The sequence below is a fragment of the Cereibacter sp. Soil_C_27 genome (assembly GCF_057657095.1).
On the sequence record NZ_JBDGJD010000003.1, the window covers coordinates 1 to 18,256 of the forward strand.

An 18,256-nucleotide genomic window follows, 5' to 3' on the forward strand; every position below is an offset into this window, starting at 1 on the left:
CTTCTGTGCCATTTTCTCATCCTCCAATGGGCTCAAAAGCCTACCTCAGGGAGGACCACTTTTCAGGGGGCAGACCACATCAAACCCTCCCATCAGAGCTGCACCATAGCCCCTCTCGGCCACGTCAATCACTCTGGCACCAGCTTGACGGGCGATCTCTTTACTCCCGTCCCTGCTGCCATTGTCAGCAACAATCACTTCACCGGAGAGACCATGCCGCCGCCGGATCTCAGCGACTGCCTCACGAGCGCGCCGAACGCATGATGCAATGGTTGCCGCTTCATTCAGACAAGGCAGCACGATTGCGACAGACAGAGACTCCATCTTCATGGCAAGGCCAACCTTCAAGCAAACCGTTTTTTCCAGGAGGAGTTTAAGATCGATCACTGCGACTTAACTGTGGCAAGAATCGCCTGATATTTGGGCTTCAGGAACAGATTGCGTTGCGACACGCCTCCCAAGGAACGGGATGTTGCGATGGTGTTCCAGAACTACGCGCTCTATCCGCATATGAACGTCGAGGAGAACAGGGGCTTCTCGCTCAAGCTGCGGCGCCATTCTCCAGACGAAATCAAGGGCAAGGTCGCGGATGCCGCCGCAATCCTAGGGATGGACAAGCTGCTTGACCGCTATCCCCGCCAGCTGTCGGGCGGCCAGCGTCAGCGCGTGGCGATGGGTCGCGCCATCGTGCGCAACCCCGAGGTCTTCCTGTTCGACGAGCCGCTGTCGAACCTCGATGCCAAGCTGCGCGTGCAGATGCGCGCCGAGGTGAAGAACCTGCATCAGCGGCTGAAGACGACCACCGTGTACGTGACCCACGACCAGATTGAAGCGATGACCATGGCCGACAAGATCGTGGTCATGCTGGACGGCAACATCGAACAGATGGGCGCGCCGCTGGATGTCTACGATCGTCCGGCCAGCCTGTTCGTGGCGGGATTCATCGGCTCGCCGTCGATGAACTTCCTGGCTGGCGAGATCACCGCCGACGGTTTTTCCGCCACGGGCGAGGCGGCGTTGAAGTTGAACCGGCTGCCAAGCGTTCCCGCGGGAACGCGGGCGATCTTGGGCGTCCGTCCCGAGGATCTGACCATTTGCGACCCCGACGCGCCCAACGCCTTGCGGGCGAAGGTGGTCCTGCTTGAACCCACAGGCGCGGAAACCATTGTCCAGACCGAAACTGCCGGCGGCTCGGTGACGGCCCTTGTCCGCGAGCGTGTTGAGGCGCGTCCGGGCGAGGTAATCGGCCTCGCTGTCCCGGAAGACAAGGCGCACTTTTTCGACGGCGCCACCCCGAACGGCAAGCGCCTGATTTGACCGCGCGCCGTGCGGTCAAAACCAAATACATGTAGGATCCTGACTATGACAGATGACGAGATCAAGAAGCTTTCGGCCCGGCTCAGAACCATTCCCACTGCGGCGATCACTGGCCAGCTTTACAAGAAGCACGGGCTCCGCTTTCGAGCAGTTCAGGGTGTTAAGCCGCTGGATCCTGCGAATTGCACCTTCGCCGGCCCGGCATACACCCTTCGCTATGTGCCGCAGCGCGAGGACATGAATGTCTCGACCGACCTCGGTTCGCCCGACAGCTTGGTCGCCAAGGCGCTGGAGGAAATCCCTGAGGGTGCCACGTTGGTCGTCGACATGTACCGTGATGCGCGCGTGGGCGCACTCGGCGACGTACTCATCACACAGCTTATATATCGTGGCGTAGCCGGCATTGTGGCTGATGGTGGGATGCGCGACGTCCAGCAGATCAAGGCGCTCGGCTTGCCGATCTACTGTGCTGGACCCGCTGCCCCGCCCGCGCCTGCTGGATTGATGCCCGCCGACATGCAGACGATCATCGGCTGCGGCGGCGTCGCGGTCGTGCCCGGCGATTTCGTGGTCGCGGATGAAGACGGCGTCGCCATCATCCCCGCTGCGCTGGCCGCAGAAGTGGCCGACGCGGCCGTTGCCAAGGAAAGGCAGGATGCATGGATCCAAAAGCAGGTCGCGGCGGGTAGCGGTGTCCGCGGCTACTACCCCCCCAGCCCCGAGACAATGAAACGCTACCTTGCCGAGAGCGGCCTGGGCACAGACTGACGCATGCACACAATCGCGAAGGAGGCGACATGGGGGTTTGCAGATTCAGAAGCGCTGACCGCGAGGTATCCAGCCCTGCTTGGGCTGCCTTTCCTTCGGAACCCTCGAAGTTCGGCGGGACTGGATACCGGAAGAAGAGGCCGGGCACCCGGTCTTCCGCCGGATATGGGAGTCAGGGATCACCTTCTTCGACACCCCCGAGAACATCGGTATGCGCGGCCCCGCTCAAAGCAGAACAAAGGAGGTCCTGATGATCGAAAAGCGCCCATTTGGCCGTACGGGCCTTTCCCTGTCGCGGATCGCCCTAGGCGGGCACGAGTACCTGCCAAATAGCAAGTCGCGAGGTTTCAACGAAGACATGCGCCTTGCTGTGACACCGGGCTATATTGGCGAAGGCTATGGCGGCCCCAACCGCAAGGCCATCCTGTCGGCGGCCTACGACCTTGGCATCAATATCTTCGACGTGACCATCGACTCCGAAAAAGACGCCTTGGGCAGGAACTTCGCTGAAATCCCACCCCCGTACGAGGTCTACGTGCAGACCCGCCCCGAAGGCTTTTGTTATTCCTACGATCAAAACAACGCCAAGATGCTCGACCTTACCCTGCTGCGGCGAGAGCTGCAGCGGGGGCTGGGGCTGATCCGGCGCGAGACGATCGACTTTTTCAATGTCGGTTTGCTTGCCTGGTCGATCGATAACACCCCCGATTATCTGGAGCGGCTGAAGCACAACCTCAACATATTGAAGCAAGAGGGCCTGATCCGCTTTGCCGTGGCCGATTCATTCTCGGGCGAACGGCTCTATATCGCGATGCTGAACTCCGGAGCGTTCGATGCGTTGAACACCGACCTCAGCTTTGCCGATCCTCTTGCGCGTGAACGCGTTATGCCACATGCCCGCAGGCTGGGCCTCGGGATTGTGGCGCGAGAGGTTTTCTTCAAAAGTGCTCTTTTCGAGTTTGGTGAAGAGGCTGGCATCACCGACCGGAGTCTCTTGGCACGCGCCGCCCTTAAATGGGCCGCTGCCGAAGATGCGGATGTCATCATTCTCGGTGTTGACCGGCCGGAGTATCTTGCCGCTAACGCGGCTGTTTTGACGGAACCGTTGACCGAGGAAGAGCAGGCGGCGCTGAATGCCGTGCGCAAGCTGCCGACGTTCCGGGCCTTCGAGACAGCCAAGACTGACGAGTTTCTTGAACGTGCCTAGACAGTATCAAGATGCACCAAATCACGGAGTTCGACGCTATGGATCGGAGAGGACGACACCCGGTGATGAGTAGCCTTCGAGGAAGGCAGCGTCGACACGAATTACATGTGTATCGGAACGGTTTGCAAAACCGCGTCCAAGACATTCATGCAGAGGCGATCGGGAGGAAGATATGACCATTCAAATTGCCGCCGCGGCACAGTGGGAAGCCGTGAGCGGCACGATCTCCTACCTGACGCGAATAGAGTTCGGTGAAGGGCAGATCAGCAGGCTGCCAGCGCTCTTGGCCGAAATCGGGGTGACAAAGCCGCTCATCGCCACGGACAGGGGGCTGATGGCTACCGGGATCGTTGAGCGTGCAACGTCCGCGCTCCCTTTGGCGGTAGTCTATGATGCGACTCCCGCCAACCCGACCGAGGCCGCGGTCATGGATGCCTTGGAAGTCTACAGAGCCGAGGGTTGTGACGGGATCGTGGGCATTGGTGGCGGTTCGTCGCTGGACTTGGCTAAGGCGGTGCGGCTTCTATCGGGGCACCAGCCGCCGCTGGACCAATATGCTGCCGTCAATGGCGGCGTCAGGCTGATCCACGCGAACATCTGCCCGATGATCGCCGTCCCTACCACCTCCGGCACCGGCTCCGAAGTCGGGCGCGCCGCGGTCATCATTACTGCCGAAGGCCGCAAGCTGGGCATCATCTCGCCCCACATCCTGCCGACCATCGCGCTTTGCGATCCCGAATTGAGTTACGGCCTGCCGCCGATGCTGACGGCGGCGACAGGAATGGACGCACTGTCACACTGCCTTGAGACTTACATGGCACCTTCATTCAATCCGCCAGCTGATGCAATTGCCCTGTATGGGTTGGACCATGGCCTGCGCGCCATTGAGGTGGCGACCAAGGATGGCAGCGATCGGCAGGCACGGCGCGACATGATGGTTTGTGCGCTGCACGGGGCGATGGCTTTCCAGAAGGGGCTGGGCGCGGTACACGCGCTTACCCACCCCTTGGGTGCAATCCGTGCACTCAACCTGCATCATGGGACGCTGAATGCCGTGCTGATGCCGGAGGTGCTGCGCTTCAATCGGCCCAGTATCGGAATGAAATGGGACGTGCTCACGAACCGCATGGGCGGCGATCCCGCCACGCAATGGGCTGCGCTGAACGCGCGTCTGGGAATGCCCTCGGGATTGGCTGCGATGGGCGTGACTGAGGAGATGATGGAACAGGTGTCACACTCTGCAATGAATGACCATTGCCACGGCACCAACCCACGAATTGCCACCCGGCAGGAGTATCTGGAGATACTGCAGGGGTCCGCGTGACGGAGCGTTGATCGTATCCGTTTCCTCTTGCACAAACCTTGTTTTCAGCCACCCCGGGTCGGTGGAACGCCACGCGCAGTTATGGTTCATTGGGCTGATCCTCTACGCGGGACGCGTGGATGATGCGAGTCACGTCTGACCTCAGACTACCGCCGCGATCTGCGGGACATCCTTGAGCGTCCCCAGCCGGGGGCCCCGAGCTGATCGGTCCCGGAGCCTGCCCCGCATATCGGGGAGCCGCATAGCTGCGGCAGCTCCAACCGTAGGCATTCAGAGCCAAACAGTTGTCGGTTTTGTCGTTAACGCAGCTCGAGTTATCAGGATACCCTCAGTATCGGAGATTTCCCTGTGGGGTGGCGCCGCAAATTACTTGCTATTTAAAAGACACGCGCCACGACCGAAATAGAAGGCCGCTCCGGCCTAACCTAACGCTAGGCGCCGGAGCACTGCAGATTTTTTTCCTTTGTATTAGGCGCCCAGTGACCTGCCATTGGTCTTTCACCCAGCCGCGACCGGAGCCCGGTGGTCATCTACGCCTGTCGGCGCAGGTTAATAATCCAACGCCTCGGCGCTGATGCTGGACGGCGGCTGGACGGCGGGCCGAGGGTCGCGTGGGGGAAGGGGGGACAGCGGCCCCCTCGCTATCTTCAGGACGCCTGCAGCCGGTCGAGCCGAAGTTGCGCGGCGCGGCGATGGCCTTCGAGACCTTCGTTCGCAGCCTGCCGCGCGGCGGGTGGGGCAACCTGGCTCACGCCCTCGGCGGTGAGCCACTGGTGCGTGGCGATCTTGACGTAGGTCCCGACCCAGAGCCCGCCGGTATAGCGGCCTGCGGCCATCGTCGGCAGGGTGTGGTTGGTCCCCGAGCACTTGTCGGAATAGACCACCGAGGCCAGCTCGCCGATGAAGAGCGAACCGTAGTTCCTGAGTCGGGTGGCGAACTGGCGTGCATCGGCGGTGTGGACCTGCAGATGTTCGGCGGCGATGTGGTCGGAATAGGCGATCATCGCCGCGGCGTCGGCGCAGAGCGCGATCTCGCCATAGTCGCGCCAGGCCGCCCCTGCGGTCTCGGCGGTGGAGAGATCGGCGAGCTGACGGTCCATCTCCTGCAGCACGGCGCGCGCCAGCGGCTCATGCGTGGTGATCAGGCCGACGCGGGTCCGCACGTCATGCTCGGCCTGCGCCAGAAGGTCGGTGGCGATCATCTCGGCATCGCCGGTCTCGTCCGCGACGATGAAGATCTCGGAAGGGCCTGCCAGCTGGTCGATGCCGATGGGGCCGAAAACCTGACGCTTGGCCTCGTTCACGAAGGCATTGCCGGGACCGACGATCTTGTCCACCGCCGGCACGGTCTCGGTGCCGAAGGCCATGGCGGCGATGGCCTGCGCGCCGCCGATGCGGAAGATGCGGTCCGCCCCTGACAGGTGGCAGCCCGCGATCATCGCCGGATGGGCGTTCGGCGGCAGGCAGGCAACGATCTCGTCGACCCCGGCCACCTTGGCCGGAACGATGGTCATTACCGGCGCCGAGAGCAGCGGGTAGCGCCCGCCCGGGACGTAGCAGCCGACGCGCTCCACCGGGATCACGCGATGGCCCATGTGGACCCCCGGCAGAAGCTCGACCTCCAGCGGCTGCATGGTGGCGAGCTGCGCCTCCGCGAAGGCGCGGACATTGGCGATGGCGAATTCGGTGTCCTTGCGGCTCTGCGGGTCGAGCGCGTCGAGTGCCGCTTGCCGTTCCGCCGGGGTCACCTCGAAGCTTTCCAGATCGGCCTTGTCGAACTGGCGCGAGAAGGTGCGCACCGCGGCGTCGCCGTCCTTGCGCACGGCGGCCAGCACTTCGGCCACCAGCTTCTCGACCGGGGCGTTGTCGCCCACCGCGCTGCGCGAGGGCTTCTTGATATAGGTGATGCCTGAGGGTTCGGTCATGCGAGCGTCCATTCGATGGGAGGGTAAATCGGGCCGGATTTCACACGTGGCGGCATGTTCCGGCAGCAGGTCTTTCCGCGTGACTCTATCTGCAAGCGCGCAACGCGATAGACGGGGGAGGCGGGTTGGAAACTATTCCTTCCATCCGTTCTCGGCGAATGGCAGAAATTCCTGTTCGGTCAACAAGGATATGGACGGTATAATGGCCAAGATCGGCAATCGGCTTCGGGCGCTGCGGACGCGGCGCCAGCTCAGCACCCGGGAACTGGCGCTGCGCTCGGGCGTGTCCCACACGACGGTCTCGCTCATCGAGCGCGACCGGATCAGCCCCAGCATCGACACGCTGCAGGCGATACTCGACGCGCTCGGCAGCAGGTTGGCAGAGTTTCTTGATGGGCTGCATGACGGCAGGCGCAGCCCCTTCTATCCGGCGACCGACCTGCCCGAGATCGGCAATCCGGACAGCATTTCCTACCGCCTGATCGGCCTGCACCATCCCTACCGCAGCTTCCAGTTTCTCAAGGAGAGCTATGCCGTCGGGGCGGATACCGGCGAGATGCTGACCCATGCCGCGCAGGAGGCGGGATGTGTCGTCGCCGGTGCGGTCGAGGTGACTGTGGGCGAGCAGATTCGTGTTCTGAGGGAGGGTGACGGTTACTATTTCGACAGCAGCGAGCCGCACAGGTTTCGCAATGTCGGCAGCAGCGTGGCCCGGATCGTCAGTGCGGTTTCTCCGCCATCCTATTGATTCCAAACATGGAACCAGAAAGGACGACGCTGCGTCAGCAAAGAGTTGATTTGCAAAATTGGTCTGGTAACATGGTTACCTGTTGGTCGCAGAGCCAAGCGTTTAGCAGGAGAGGAATGAGAATGCTCACACGTCGTGGAATGCTGAAGGGCACCGCCGGGATCGGCGCCGTCGCCATCGGAGGCGGTCTGACCGGGCTCGCGCTGCCGGGGCAGGCTCTTGCCGCAACCGAGGGGCTGGAGGACACGCTGATCATCCGCTCGACGGGGGGCAGCTTTGGCGAGGCGCTCAAGCGCAACTTCTTCGACCCCTTCACCGAGGCGACGGGCGTGCGCGTCGTGCCGGTCGAGGCCTCCTATGGCGACATGATCGCCAAATCGACGGCGATGCAGACTGCGGGCCGCGTGGAGTGGGACATCATCTCGCCGCAGTATTACGAGCTGAACAAGATGCCCGATCTTCTGGAAGATCTAGGCGACTGCTCGGCCATGCCGAATGTCGCCACCGCGGGCATCCCGCGCGCCTGCGGCGGTCGTGGCGTGCAATACCTTGTCGGCGGACAGGTTCTGGCCTTCAACCCCGAGGTCTTCGCCGAGAAAAAGCCGCAGACCTGGGCTGACATGTGGGATTTCGAGGGCTTCCCCGGCCCGCGCGCCCTCCCGAACACCGGCAGCCCCTGGGCCACGCTGATCGCGGCGCTGATCGCCGACGGTGTGGCTCCGGCAGAGATCTTCCCGCTGGATCTCGACCGTGCCTTCGCCAAGCTTGACGAGATCAAGCCGCATATCTCGGTCTGGTGGCGCACCGGCTCGCAGGCGCAGGACGTGATGCGTTCGGGCGATGCGGTGATGACGCTGATGTGGAGCGGCACGGCCTATGCGACGCGAGAGCAGGGCGTTCCACTGGAATGGTCCTGGGACAATGCGGTGGCCGATTTCGGCGCCTGGGCCATCCTGAAGGGCGCGCCGCACCCGAACGCCGCCCGGGCCTTCATCGACTTCTACATGAGCAACCCGCAGAACCACGTCAACTTCACCCGCGAGACCGGCTACGCGACCTCCAATGTCGAGGCGCAGGCTCTGCTGGGCGAAGAGGAAAAGCGGGTGTTCGGCGCAGTGCCCGAGATCATCGACCAGATCATCGTGCCCGATGCCGACTGGCTCGAGCAGAACCGTGCTGCGGCGCTGGAGCGCTGGAACGCCTGGATCGCCAGCTGATGAGCGAACCGGCTGCCCCTGACGAAGTCGCGGGCAGCCCGCCGACGACCGGCCCCGCCTCCTTGGCGGGGCCGCCTCGCGAAGGGCTGTTGCGGGTGCTGCAGGCCGAGGGGATCACCCTCGCCGAGGACCGGCTCGACGACGCTGCAACCGAATATGCCGACCTTCGCGACAAGCTCTCGCAGGTGCGCGCGGCGTCTGGCCCGGCGACGCAACCACCCGGGGGCAGGCCGGCCCTGTCGATCCGCGAGGCGGCACGCCTCCTGCGCCGGGGGAAGGTGTCTTCGGAGACGCTCACGCGCCTTGCCCTGAGCCGCATCGCGTCGCGGGACGACAGGGTCCATGCCTTCGTCACTCTCGACGCCGGGGCGGCACTCGCCGCAGCCAGACGGGCGGATGCCGAACTGGCGGAGGGCCGCGACCGCGGGCCGATGCATGGCATCCCCTACGCGCTCAAGGACATCTACGACGCCGCCGGGTTGCCGACGACCTGTGGCTCCTGGCTGCGGCTCGACCACCGGGCTCCTGAAGACTCGGCCATGGCCTCCGCCTTCAGGGAGGCCGGGGCGATCCTTCTGGGCAAGCTCGACACTTTCGAATTCGCTCTCGGCGGGCCGAGCTATGATCTGCCGTTTCCGCCCGCGCGCAATCCGTGGAACCTCGACCGGGTGCCGGGCGGGTCCTCCTCCGGCTCGGGCGCGGCGGTTGCCGCCGGATATGTGGCGCTCGCACTCGGCAGCTGCACGACCGGCTCGATCCGAGGCCCCGCCGCCTGGTGCGGCGCGGTGGGCCTGAAGCCGACCTTCGGGCGGGTATCGCGGCGGGGGGTCTATCCGCTGGCGGGCAGTCTCGACCATTGCGGCCCCCTGACGCGCAGCGTCGAGGATGCGGCCATCGCGCTGACGGTGATGGCGGGTCACGACCCTGCCGATCCGGGCAGCGCCGACGTGCCCGTTGCCGACTATCTGGCCGGGCTCGAGGCGGGTGTCTCGGGCAAGAGCATCGGCGTGCCCCGCGCGTTCTTCGGCGACGTCCCGGATCTCGACCCCGACTCCGCCGACGCCATCGAACAGGCGCTAGCCCATGTGGCCGATGCCGGCGCCTCGGTCGAGACCTGCGAGCTGCCGGACCAGGGGCTGTTCCAGGCCTGCGGTCGCACGATCATGCTGGCCGAGGCCTATGCCATCCATCGCGGTCAGCTGCGCACCCGCGCAAAGGACTACGGGGCGGTCGCCGCCCGGCGCTTTGCCATCGGGGCAGCGGTCTCGACGCAGGAGTATCTCGCGGCGCTCGATCTGCAGCGCGACCTCGCGGGGCGGGTCGATGCGGTGTTGGAGCGGCACGACCTGCTGGTGACGGCGATCTCGCTTGCCCCCGCGCCGCCGCTCGATGCGACAGGGGCGGCGAGCCGCTGGCCGCTGCAATCGACCGCCTTCAACGTGTCGGGCCATCCGGCGATCAGCGTGCCGCTGGGGCTCAGCCGCGACGGGCTGCCGCTGGCCGTTCAGATCGTCGGGCGGCGGTTCGACGAGGCCTTGGTCCTGCGCGCGGCGCGGGTGATCGAACGGGCCAGCCGCTGGCTGGACATCCCGCTGCCCGAGTGACGGGCGGCGCCGCAACATAGACCGTTTCAGTTGGAAGGAATGCCGGAATGGGTGCAGCCTCTGCCACCTCTCAGACACCCGAACAGGGGCTGCGCGCCCGGATCCTGCGCGGGGAGCCGCTGGTCGGCGTCTTCGTCAAGACCCCGGCGCCGCATGTGACCGAGCTTCTGGGCCGTGCCGGTCTGGATTTCGCGGTGGCTGACATGGAGCATGCCCCGATCGATCTGGGTGCGCTCGACCTCCTTGCCCTCGGGGCGCGATCCACGGGCCTGCCGCTTCTGTTCCGCTCGGCAGGCACCGAGGCGAACGCGATCTGGCCGGGCCTCGACCTGGGCTGCATCGGGGTGATGACGCCGCATGTCGCCAGCGCCGCCACTGCCGAGGCCATTGCCGGGGCCGTGAAATACGATCTGGGCCAGCGGGGCTTCTCGCCGTCGGGCAGGGCAGGGGACTATGGCACCTGCGATGCCGCCGAGTATCGCAGCCGGATGGATGCCGAGACCGTCATCATGGCGCAGATCGAGGATGAGGCGGCGCTGCAGCGGCTGGACGAGATCGCCGCGGTGCCGCAGGTCGATGTGCTCTTTGTCGGACCTGCCGATCTGGCACTGTCCCTCGGTTGCCGTCAGGATGCGCCACAGATGATCGAGGCGATCCGGGCCGTCGTCGCCGCCGCGCGGCGGGCCGGCAAGGCCAGCGGGCTCTTCGTCGGCAGCCCCGACAAGATGCAGGAGTGGCAGGCCGAAGGCGTCAGCGTCTTCGTCTGCGGCTCCGACCAGTCGCTTGTCCTGAACGGCGCCCGGGCCCTGAAGGCCAAGTTTTCAGGGTGAGCGCCGTGACGCTTGAAACGTGGATCGTTTGCCGTTATTGGTCAGGCAACTTGGCCACAATCGACCCTTCTTCCGATGCTCGGGCCGCCCAGCTTGACCCCCTTCCAGAAAGGAATCGTGCATGACCGCCAAGGGACTGCAGGTAACCGTCGAAAACCTCTGGCGAAGCTATGGCCCCGTGAACGCCGTGGCCGATGTGTCGCTGGATGTCGGGGCGGGTGAATTCGTGTCGCTTCTCGGCCCCTCTGGCTCGGGCAAGACGACGCTGCTGATGATGCTCGCGGGCTTCGATCATCCGCAATCCGGTCGGATTACCGTCGGCGGGCGCGACATCACCCATGTGCCTGCCAACAAGCGCGACATCGCCCTCGTCTTCCAGCGCTATGCACTTTTTCCGCATATGAGCGTGGCCGACAACATCCTCTTCCCGCTGAAGATGCGCAAGATGGGCCGGTCCGAGCGCGACGAGCGCCTGCGGGGGGCGCTGGAGATGGTCAAGCTCGAAGCCTTCGCCGAACGCAAGCCTTCGGAACTGTCGGGTGGTCAGCAGCAGCGCGTGGCTCTGGCCCGCGCCATCGTCTTCGACCCGCCCGTGATCCTGATGGACGAGCCGCTGGGCGCACTGGACAAGAAACTGCGCCAACACATGCAGATCGAGCTGAAGGAGCTGCAGCAGCGGCTGGGCGCCACGGTCATCTACGTGACCCACGATCAGGAAGAGGCGCTCACCATGTCCGACCGGGTCGCGGTGATGAACCACGGCCGCCTTGCGCAGCTCGGCAGCCCGCGCAGCCTCTACGACCATCCGGCCAATGCCTTCGTCGCCGAGTTCATCGGCGAGACGAGCTTCGTGCCGGGCCGGATTGCCGGGGCGACCGGGGGGATCTGCGTCGTCGAGACACCCGCAGGCACGGCGCAGGCCCGGATGAACGAGACGCTGAAACAGGGCGAGGCGGCAGTGCTGGCCGTCCGGCCCGAGCATGTCTCTGTCGCTACCGAAGCCACGGCTCCGGGGCTTCTGGGTAAGGTGGCGCAGGTGGTGTTCAACGGCGCGACCGTCGCCGTCCACATCGCCCTGCCGGGCGGTGCCACGCTGCGCGCCGACGTGCCCGCGATCTCGCCGGCGGCCAGCCTGCAGCCGGGCACCGCCGTCCGCGCAAGCTGGCAGCCGGACCGCGCCAGCCTGTTTCCGGCCGCCGGGTGACGCGATGACAGCCCGAACCAAATCCGCGCCGCGTGGCCAGATGCCGCTGATCATGGCGGTCATGCTGATCCTGCCGCTCGTGTTGCTGCTGGGATGGTCGTTCTTCCTGCCCATCGGCAGGCTGATCCTGACCAGCGTGACCGAGCCGAACCTGAATCTCGACAACTACCGCCGCATCTGGGACGAGCCGCTCTATCTCAGCGTCATCTGGCGCACGATCTGGATCGCCTGCATCACCACCTTCATCGCGCTCTGCCTCGGCTATCCGGTGGCGGCGCTGATGGCCCGCTCCAGCGGATGGGTGACCAAGCTGGCGATGATCTGCGTGCTGGTGCCGCTCTGGACATCGGTGCTGGTCCGCTCCTACGCCTGGATCGTGCTTCTGGAACGGCGCGGGCTGATCAACAGCGCGCTGCAGGGGCTGGGCATCACCGACAAGCCGCTGACCCTGCTTTACACCGAGGGGGCGGTGCTGGTGGCGATGGCCCATGTGCTGCTGCCCTTCATGGTGCTGCCGATCTTCTCGTCGCTGAAGAGCCTGCCCAAGGATCTGCCACTGGCCGCGGCCAATCTCGGCGCGGGGCGGATACGCACCTTCGTCTCAGTGGTGCTCCCGCTGAGCCTGCCGGGAGTCTTTGCCGGCTGCCTGATCGTCTTCGTCATGTCGCTGGGCTTCTACGTCACCCCGGCGCTGCTCGGCGGGCCCAACACGCTGATGATCGCGACGCTGATCGGACAGCAGGCGACCGAGCTTCTGAACTGGCCTTTCGCCGGGGCGATCTCGCTGGTGCTTCTCGTCCTGTCGCTGGGCATCACCATCGCCTTCAAGCGTTTCCTGAATCTAGAACGGGTGGTCGCCAATGACTGAGCAGAAAACCTGGGCCGACCGGACCTTCGTCGCCTTCAGCATGCTGATCCTGGTCTTCCTGATCCTGCCGACGCTGCTGATCATCCCAATGTCGGTGAGCCCGTCGAGCTATCTGAAGTTCCCGCCGGACGGCTTCTCGCTGCGCTGGTATACGGCCTTCTTCTCGGACTCGGCCTGGATCTCGGCGACGCTGTTCTCGCTGCAGATCGCCTTCGCCACGGCGATCTGCGCCACTGTGGTCGGCACGATGGCGGCCATCGCGCTGGTGCGTGGCGGTCTGCCGGGGCGGAGCACGATCGAGGCGCTGGTGCTCGCCCCTCTGATCGTGCCGCATATCATCGTGGCCATCGCGGTCTATCTGCAGTTCGCACCGCTCGGCCTCACCGGCACGCGGCTCGGCTTCGTGCTGATCCACACCGCGCTGGCCGTGCCCTATGTCGTGCTGCTGATCTCGGCGGCGCTGCAGCGGCTCTCGCCCTCGCTCGAGATGGCGGCGCTGAACCTCGGGGCGTCGCGGCTGACCGCCTTCCGTACGATCACGCTGCCGCTGATCCTGCCCGCGGTCTCGGCCAGCCTGATCTTCGCCTTTCTCGCCTCCTTCGACGAGACCATCGTCTCGTTCTTCATCTCCGGCGTGGAGCACAAGACCATCACCCGCAAGCTCTTCGAGGATATCGAGTTCTCGCTGTCCCCGATCATCGCCGCGGCCTCGACCGTCTTCGTCACCGTCACGGTCGGCATGATGTGGATCGGCAACCTGACCAAGTCCGCCAGCCAGAAGGCGGTGGGCGGGGACCGGGACGCATGATGCCGATCACCGGCGCCACCCGCCTGTTCGCGATCCTCGCCGATCCGATCGCGCAGGTCCGGACACCGCAGGGGCTGAACGCGCTGATGGCAGAGCGCGGCACCGACGGCGTCATGGTCCCGATGCATGTCGGCGCGGCCGAGCTGCCGGAGGTCGTGCGCGCTCTGCGGCAGATGCGGAACTTCGGCGGCTGCATCGTCACCGTGCCGCACAAGAAGGCGATCCTCGGGCTTGTCGACGAGGCCAGCCCGCGCGCGCAGGCCATCGGCGCGGCCAATGCGGTGCGACGCGAGCCGGATGGCCGGCTGGTGGCGGATATGCTGGACGGGCTGGGCTTCGTCGAGGGGCTGCGTGGCGCGGGCCTCCCGCCCGCCGGACGCTCGGTGTTTCTGGCGGGGGCAGGCGGGGCGGGGAATGCCATCGCCTTCGGTCTGGCCGAAGCCGGGATCGCCCGGCTGACGATCCACAACCGCACGGAAGCGACCGCCCGCGATCTTGCCGCACGGCTCAGTGCCTCCTTCCCCTCCCTCCCGGTCACTGCTGGCAGCGATCCTTCCGGCCACGATCTTGCGGTCAATGCGACCGCGCTCGGCATGAAGCCGGGCGATCCGGCGCCCTTCGATCTCTTGCGCCTCACGCCGGAGATGGCGGTGGCCGAGGTGATCATGGCGCCCGAGATGACGCCGATGCTGAGCCATGCCGCTGCCACCGGCTGCCGCATCCACAAGGGCGCGCCGATGCTCGCGGCTCAGCTGGGGCTGATGGCGGCCTTTCTCGGGATGACCCGATGACACTTGCCGAACGCGACTGGGACTACGTCATCGTCGGTGGCGGGACGGCGGGGTGCATTCTGGCCAACAGGCTTTCCGCCGATGCACGCAACCGGGTGCTGGTGCTGGAGGCGGGCAGCGCGCCGCGCAGCCCCTGGATCCGGATGCCTGCGGGTTTCGTCAAGCTGATGAACCATCCCGCCTACAACTGGGGCTTTCGGACCGAGCCGGAACCCGCGCTCAACAACCGGCAGATCGTGGTGCCGCGCGGACGCGGGCTGGGCGGCTCCAGCCTGATCAACGGCATGATCTATGTGCGCGGCCAGCCCGAGGACTACGACAGCTGGGGCCAGTTCGGCGCGCGTGGCTGGAACTACGAGGATGTCCTGCCCTATTTCCGCAAGCTGGAAAGCTATTCCGGCGGCGATCCGGCGATCCGCGGGCGCTCGGGGCCAGTCAGCGTCGTGCAGGTGTCCGAGACGAACCCGATCTCGGACAGTTTCATCCGGGCCGCGGCGGAAGCGGGCCATCCGGTCAATCCCGATTACAACGGCGCCGATCAGGAGGGCTTCGGCTATTATCAGGTGCTGCAGAAGCAGGGCCGCCGCTGGCACATGGCCGAGGCCTATCTCGATCCGGCGCAGAACCGCCCGAACCTGACCATCCTCACCGGCGCCGAGGTGACCCGCCTTGATCTGGACGGCAGGCGCGTGGTCGGCGCGAGCTTCCTATGGCAGGGCGCAGCCACATCGGTGCGGGCGCGGCGCGAGGTCATCCTCTGCGCCGGGGCCGTTCAGTCGCCGCAGCTTCTGGAGCTGTCGGGCATCGGCGATCCGCGCGAGCTGGCGCGGCTGCAGCTGCCGGTGCACCATGCGCTTCCGGGTGTCGGGGCCAATTATCAGGAGCATTTCGCCACGCGGATGAACTGGCGGGTGACACAACCGATCACCCTGAACGAGCGGACGCGCGGCTGGCATCTCGGGGTGGCGATGGGCCAGTATCTGCTGTTCCGCCGCGGGGTGCTGACGCTCGGCACCGGGCTTGCGCATGGGTTCGTGCGCTCGCGCCCCGAGGTGGAGCGGCCGGATGTGCAGTTCTTCTTCGTCCATGCCAGCTATCCGGATGCGGGCAACCGCAAGCTCGACCGCAAACCGGGGCTCACGGTCGGAGTGACCCAGCTTCGCCCGGAGTCGCGCGGGACGATCCATGCGCGCAGTGCCAGTCATCGCGACGCCCCGGTGATCCGCCCCAACTTCCTCGACAGCGAGACCGACCGCCGCGTCATCGTCGATGGCATGAAGGTCGCACGCCACGTGATCGGCCAGCCTGCCATGCAGCCTTGGGTGGCGGGCGAGCTCACGCCCGGTGCAGAGGTCGCGAGCGATGCCGACTGGCTGTCCTTCGCCCGCGCCAACGGTCAGAGCATCTACCACCCCGTCGGCACCTGCGCGATGGGCTCGGGCCCCGGTGCCGTGGTGGACGAGCGGTTGCGGGCTCACGGGCTCGGGGGGCTGCGCATCGTCGATGCCTCGGTAATGCCGCTCATGCCCTCGGCGAATACGCAGGCCGCGGTGATGATGATCGCCGAGAAGGCCTCCGACATGATCCTAGCAGATGCCCGCGCAGCAGCGACAGCGCCCGCGGCAACCCGGATGGAGACACAGTGATGAACAGCCCCCAGACCCCGCGCCGCGCGCTGATGAGCGCCTATTCCCCGGCTCCGATCCGCGCCGCCCGCGGCGAGGGTTGCTATCTCTGGGACGAGGACGGCACGCGCTATCTCGACTTCCTCGCCGGTGTCGCGGTCAATGCGCTTGGCCATTGCCATCCCGCGCTGGTCGAGTCGCTGACCCGTCAGGCGGGGCAGCTCTGGCATTCCTCCAACCTCCTGCAAACTGCGGGGCAGGAGCGGCTGGCGGAACGGCTCTGCGCGGCGAGCTTTGCCAAAGGGGTGTTCTTCACCAACTCTGGCGGCGAGGCGGTCGACTTCGCCCTGAAACTGGTGCGCCGCGTGCAGAACATGGGCAGCAGCCCCGGGCGCTGGCGCACGATCACCTTTGTCGACGGCTTCCACGGCCGCACGATGGCCGATATCGCCGCGGGCGGGCAGGCCAAGCTGCAGAAGGGCTACGAGCCGATCATGTCCGGCTTCGATTGCGTGCCCTTTGCCGACATCGAGGCGGTGCGCCGCGCGACCGGCCCCGAGACCGCGGCGGTGCTGCTGGAGCTGGTGCAGGGCGACGGCGGCATCCGCAGCTTCCCGCGCGACTTCGTTACCGAGCTGCGGGCGCATTGCGACGCGCACGGGCTGCTTCTGGTCCTCGACGAGGTGCAGACCGGGGTGGGGCGGACGGGCAAGCTCTTCGCGCATGAGCATTACGGCATCACGCCCGATATCATGGCCTGCGCGAAGGGCCTCGGCGCGGGCTTTCCGCTCGGCGCCGTCCTCGCGACGGCAGAGGTGGCGGCGACGGTCACGCCGGGCAGCCATGGTTCCACGCTGGGTGGCAACCCTCTGGCTGCGGCGGTCGGCAACACCGTGCTCGACATCCTCTTGGCCGAGGGTTTCCTTGCGCAGGTCGAGAAGACCGCGGCGGAGCTGCGCGGCAGGCTCGAGGATGTGGCTGCCCGTCATCCGACGGTGATCGCCGAAGTTCGCGGGCTCGGGCTCCTGCTCGGGCTGCGCTGCGCCGATGCGGTGACGAATACCGACCTGCTTGCCGCCCTGCGGCGGCAGCGGATGATCGCGGGTCCGGCGGGCCACAATGTCGTGCGCGTCCTGCCGCCGCTGGTGATCGACGCCAGCCACATCGAAGAAGCCTGCGCCGCCCTCGACGCGGCCTGTGCCGAGCTGTCGGCGTAAACAGGATAGGGGGCCGGGCAAAGCCGCGGCCCCCATCGCCTGCAGGTCTGCGTGTTCAGCTGGCGGCTTCGGTCTTCTGGTCGGGCCGATAGCGCGACAGGCGGGCGAGGGCGTTGTTGAGGTGATCCGCCGCCGCCTTGATGGCGCCGCCCCGGTCCTGCCGCTCGATCGCATCGACGATCGCCGCATGCTCCTCGACCACCTGCTGCGCCAGCCCGTCGATGCGCGACGAGTTCAGCCGCGCGGTTCGGATGAAGCTGCGCACCCGCCCGTCGAGAAAGTTCAGCATGTCGAGAAACACCGGATTTCCCGTCGCCTCGACGATGGCGCGGTGAAAGGCGATGTCCTCCTCGATCCCGGTGCCTCCGGTATCGATGGCATCCTGCAGATCGGTCAGCGTCTTCTTGATCGCCTTGAGCTGCGTCGCGCTGCGCCGTTCGGCGGCATAGCCCGAAGCGGTCGCTTCCACGGCGATCAGCAGTTCGATGATCTGATGCACGTCGCCCGGGTTGAGCGTGTCCGCCGCCTTCAGCCGGAAGACCGAGGAGACCTCATCCGCAACGAAGGCGCCGGACCCCTGACGCGAGACGATCACATTGTCCTGCCGCAGCAGGCCAAGCGCTTCGCGCACGATGGGGCGGCTGACGCCATAGGTTTCCGCCAGCGCGCGTTCCGTCGGCAATTTCTGGCCCCGGCTGTATTTGCCCGATTTGATATCGGCAAACAGCGTCTCGGCGATCCTGTCGGCCAGAAGCGGGGCGCGATGCAGCAATGTCTTGTTGTCGTTACTCATTCTATCTCCA

16 protein-coding genes and 3 pseudogenes are annotated in these 18,256 nt (G+C 65.8%); 16 read left to right on the forward strand and 3 right to left on the reverse strand.

Going from position 1 to position 18,256, the window contains the following annotated elements; genetic code table 11:
• Positions 1 to 45: 45 nt before the first annotated feature.
• Complete coding sequence (locus AC3A5Z_RS12175; protein WP_487520108.1) at positions 46 to 330, reverse strand: glycosyltransferase; 285 nt, start codon at positions 328 to 330, stop codon at positions 46 to 48.
• A 108-nt stretch (positions 331 to 438) separates the two neighbouring features.
• On the opposite strand from AC3A5Z_RS12175, the pseudogene AC3A5Z_RS12180 reads away from it, so the two are divergent.
• The 6 genes and pseudogenes from AC3A5Z_RS12180 to AC3A5Z_RS12205 form a co-directional block, all read left to right on the forward strand.
• Positions 439 to 714 (forward strand): annotated as a pseudogene (locus AC3A5Z_RS12180) (ATP-binding cassette domain-containing protein); the annotation flags it as partial.
• 243 nt (positions 715 to 957) lie between these two features.
• A pseudogene (locus AC3A5Z_RS12185) lies at positions 958 to 1,077 on the forward strand (hypothetical protein); the annotation flags it as partial.
• Positions 1,078 to 1,317: pseudogene (locus AC3A5Z_RS12190) on the forward strand (TOBE domain-containing protein); the annotation flags it as partial.
• A 45-nt stretch (positions 1,318 to 1,362) separates the two neighbouring features.
• The gene (locus tag AC3A5Z_RS12195; RefSeq protein WP_487519614.1) at positions 1,363 to 2,085 is read left to right on the forward strand and encodes an RraA family protein; all 723 of its coding nucleotides are present in this window, start codon (positions 1,363 to 1,365) and stop codon (positions 2,083 to 2,085) included.
• Positions 2,086 to 2,335: 250 nt separating this feature from the next.
• Positions 2,336 to 3,292, forward strand: coding sequence for a hypothetical protein (locus AC3A5Z_RS12200; protein WP_487519615.1), 957 nt, complete (start codon positions 2,336 to 2,338; stop codon positions 3,290 to 3,292).
• Positions 3,293 to 3,464: 172 nt separating this feature from the next.
• Complete coding sequence (locus AC3A5Z_RS12205) at positions 3,465 to 4,616, forward strand: iron-containing alcohol dehydrogenase (protein ID WP_487519616.1); 1,152 nt, start codon at positions 3,465 to 3,467, stop codon at positions 4,614 to 4,616.
• A gap of 647 nt (positions 4,617 to 5,263) precedes the next feature.
• On the opposite strand, the gene hisD is transcribed toward AC3A5Z_RS12205, so the two are convergent.
• Positions 5,264 to 6,541 carry a histidinol dehydrogenase gene (hisD, locus tag AC3A5Z_RS12210; RefSeq protein ID WP_487519617.1) on the reverse strand — a complete coding sequence of 426 codons (1,278 nt, stop codon included), beginning with the start codon at positions 6,539 to 6,541 and terminating at the stop codon, positions 5,264 to 5,266.
• Between the two features lie 202 nt (positions 6,542 to 6,743).
• On the opposite strand from hisD, the gene AC3A5Z_RS12215 reads away from it, so the two are divergent.
• From AC3A5Z_RS12215 to AC3A5Z_RS12260, 10 genes are all read left to right on the forward strand, one after another.
• Positions 6,744 to 7,289: a cupin domain-containing protein gene (locus tag AC3A5Z_RS12215; protein ID WP_487519618.1), complete on the forward strand. Its 546-nt coding sequence runs from the start codon at positions 6,744 to 6,746 to the stop codon at positions 7,287 to 7,289.
• 122 nt (positions 7,290 to 7,411) lie between these two features.
• Positions 7,412 to 8,506 (forward strand): ABC transporter substrate-binding protein, encoded by a 1,095-nt coding sequence (locus AC3A5Z_RS12220; RefSeq protein ID WP_487519619.1) that lies wholly within the window; start codon positions 7,412 to 7,414, stop codon positions 8,504 to 8,506.
• Positions 8,506 to 10,110 carry an amidase gene (locus tag AC3A5Z_RS12225; RefSeq protein ID WP_487519620.1) on the forward strand — a complete coding sequence of 535 codons (1,605 nt, stop codon included), beginning with the start codon at positions 8,506 to 8,508 and terminating at the stop codon, positions 10,108 to 10,110. The genes AC3A5Z_RS12220 and AC3A5Z_RS12225 overlap by 1 nt, the downstream gene beginning before the upstream one ends.
• A 47-nt stretch (positions 10,111 to 10,157) precedes the next feature.
• Positions 10,158 to 10,940 carry an HpcH/HpaI aldolase family protein gene (locus tag AC3A5Z_RS12230; protein ID WP_487519621.1) on the forward strand — a complete coding sequence of 261 codons (783 nt, stop codon included), beginning with the start codon at positions 10,158 to 10,160 and terminating at the stop codon, positions 10,938 to 10,940.
• A gap of 121 nt (positions 10,941 to 11,061) precedes the next feature.
• Complete coding sequence (locus tag AC3A5Z_RS12235) at positions 11,062 to 12,144, forward strand: ABC transporter ATP-binding protein (RefSeq protein WP_487519622.1); 1,083 nt, start codon at positions 11,062 to 11,064, stop codon at positions 12,142 to 12,144.
• Positions 12,145 to 12,148: 4 nt separating this feature from the next.
• Positions 12,149 to 13,012, forward strand: coding sequence for an ABC transporter permease (locus AC3A5Z_RS12240; RefSeq protein WP_487519623.1), 864 nt, complete (start codon positions 12,149 to 12,151; stop codon positions 13,010 to 13,012).
• Positions 13,005 to 13,820: an ABC transporter permease gene (locus tag AC3A5Z_RS12245; protein ID WP_487519624.1), complete on the forward strand. Its 816-nt coding sequence runs from the start codon at positions 13,005 to 13,007 to the stop codon at positions 13,818 to 13,820. Before AC3A5Z_RS12240 ends, AC3A5Z_RS12245 begins: the two co-directional genes overlap by 8 nt.
• Positions 13,817 to 14,611, forward strand: a complete 795-nt coding sequence (locus AC3A5Z_RS12250) for a shikimate dehydrogenase family protein (protein ID WP_487519625.1) — start codon at positions 13,817 to 13,819, stop codon at positions 14,609 to 14,611. The genes AC3A5Z_RS12245 and AC3A5Z_RS12250 overlap by 4 nt, the downstream gene beginning before the upstream one ends.
• Positions 14,608 to 16,257: a GMC family oxidoreductase gene (locus AC3A5Z_RS12255; protein WP_487519626.1), complete on the forward strand. Its 1,650-nt coding sequence runs from the start codon at positions 14,608 to 14,610 to the stop codon at positions 16,255 to 16,257. Before AC3A5Z_RS12250 ends, AC3A5Z_RS12255 begins: the two co-directional genes overlap by 4 nt.
• On the forward strand, positions 16,257 to 17,453 hold the full coding sequence (locus tag AC3A5Z_RS12260) for an acetylornithine transaminase (protein ID WP_487519627.1): 1,197 nt from the start codon (positions 16,257 to 16,259) through the stop codon (positions 17,451 to 17,453). The genes AC3A5Z_RS12255 and AC3A5Z_RS12260 overlap by 1 nt, the downstream gene beginning before the upstream one ends.
• Before the next feature lie 55 nt (positions 17,454 to 17,508).
• On the opposite strand, the gene AC3A5Z_RS12265 is transcribed toward AC3A5Z_RS12260, so the two are convergent.
• Complete coding sequence (locus AC3A5Z_RS12265) at positions 17,509 to 18,246, reverse strand: FadR/GntR family transcriptional regulator (protein ID WP_487519628.1); 738 nt, start codon at positions 18,244 to 18,246, stop codon at positions 17,509 to 17,511.
• Positions 18,247 to 18,256: the final 10 nt, after the last annotated feature.

Excerpts from the sequence above, each read along its gene's own strand:
- AC3A5Z_RS12175 (WP_487520108.1), bottom strand. The coding sequence starts at position 330 with ATGAAGATGGAGTCTCTGTCTGTCGCAATCGTGCTGCCTTGTCTGAAT.
- AC3A5Z_RS12195 (WP_487519614.1), top strand. The coding sequence starts at position 1,363 with ATGACAGATGACGAGATCAAGAAGCTTTCGGCCCGGCTCAGAACCATT.
- AC3A5Z_RS12200 (WP_487519615.1), top strand. The coding sequence starts at position 2,336 with ATGATCGAAAAGCGCCCATTTGGCCGTACGGGCCTTTCCCTGTCGCGG.
- AC3A5Z_RS12205 (WP_487519616.1), top strand. The coding sequence starts at position 3,465 with ATGACCATTCAAATTGCCGCCGCGGCACAGTGGGAAGCCGTGAGCGGC.
- hisD (WP_487519617.1), bottom strand. The coding sequence starts at position 6,541 with ATGACCGAACCCTCAGGCATCACCTATATCAAGAAGCCCTCGCGCAGC.
- AC3A5Z_RS12215 (WP_487519618.1), top strand. The coding sequence starts at position 6,744 with ATGGCCAAGATCGGCAATCGGCTTCGGGCGCTGCGGACGCGGCGCCAG.
- AC3A5Z_RS12220 (WP_487519619.1), top strand. The coding sequence starts at position 7,412 with ATGCTCACACGTCGTGGAATGCTGAAGGGCACCGCCGGGATCGGCGCC.
- AC3A5Z_RS12225 (WP_487519620.1), top strand. The coding sequence starts at position 8,506 with ATGAGCGAACCGGCTGCCCCTGACGAAGTCGCGGGCAGCCCGCCGACG.
- AC3A5Z_RS12230 (WP_487519621.1), top strand. The coding sequence starts at position 10,158 with ATGGGTGCAGCCTCTGCCACCTCTCAGACACCCGAACAGGGGCTGCGC.
- AC3A5Z_RS12235 (WP_487519622.1), top strand. The coding sequence starts at position 11,062 with ATGACCGCCAAGGGACTGCAGGTAACCGTCGAAAACCTCTGGCGAAGC.
- AC3A5Z_RS12240 (WP_487519623.1), top strand. The coding sequence starts at position 12,149 with ATGACAGCCCGAACCAAATCCGCGCCGCGTGGCCAGATGCCGCTGATC.
- AC3A5Z_RS12245 (WP_487519624.1), top strand. The coding sequence starts at position 13,005 with ATGACTGAGCAGAAAACCTGGGCCGACCGGACCTTCGTCGCCTTCAGC.
- AC3A5Z_RS12250 (WP_487519625.1), top strand. The coding sequence starts at position 13,817 with ATGATGCCGATCACCGGCGCCACCCGCCTGTTCGCGATCCTCGCCGAT.
- AC3A5Z_RS12255 (WP_487519626.1), top strand. The coding sequence starts at position 14,608 with ATGACACTTGCCGAACGCGACTGGGACTACGTCATCGTCGGTGGCGGG.
- AC3A5Z_RS12260 (WP_487519627.1), top strand. The coding sequence starts at position 16,257 with ATGAACAGCCCCCAGACCCCGCGCCGCGCGCTGATGAGCGCCTATTCC.
- AC3A5Z_RS12265 (WP_487519628.1), bottom strand. The coding sequence starts at position 18,246 with ATGAGTAACGACAACAAGACATTGCTGCATCGCGCCCCGCTTCTGGCC.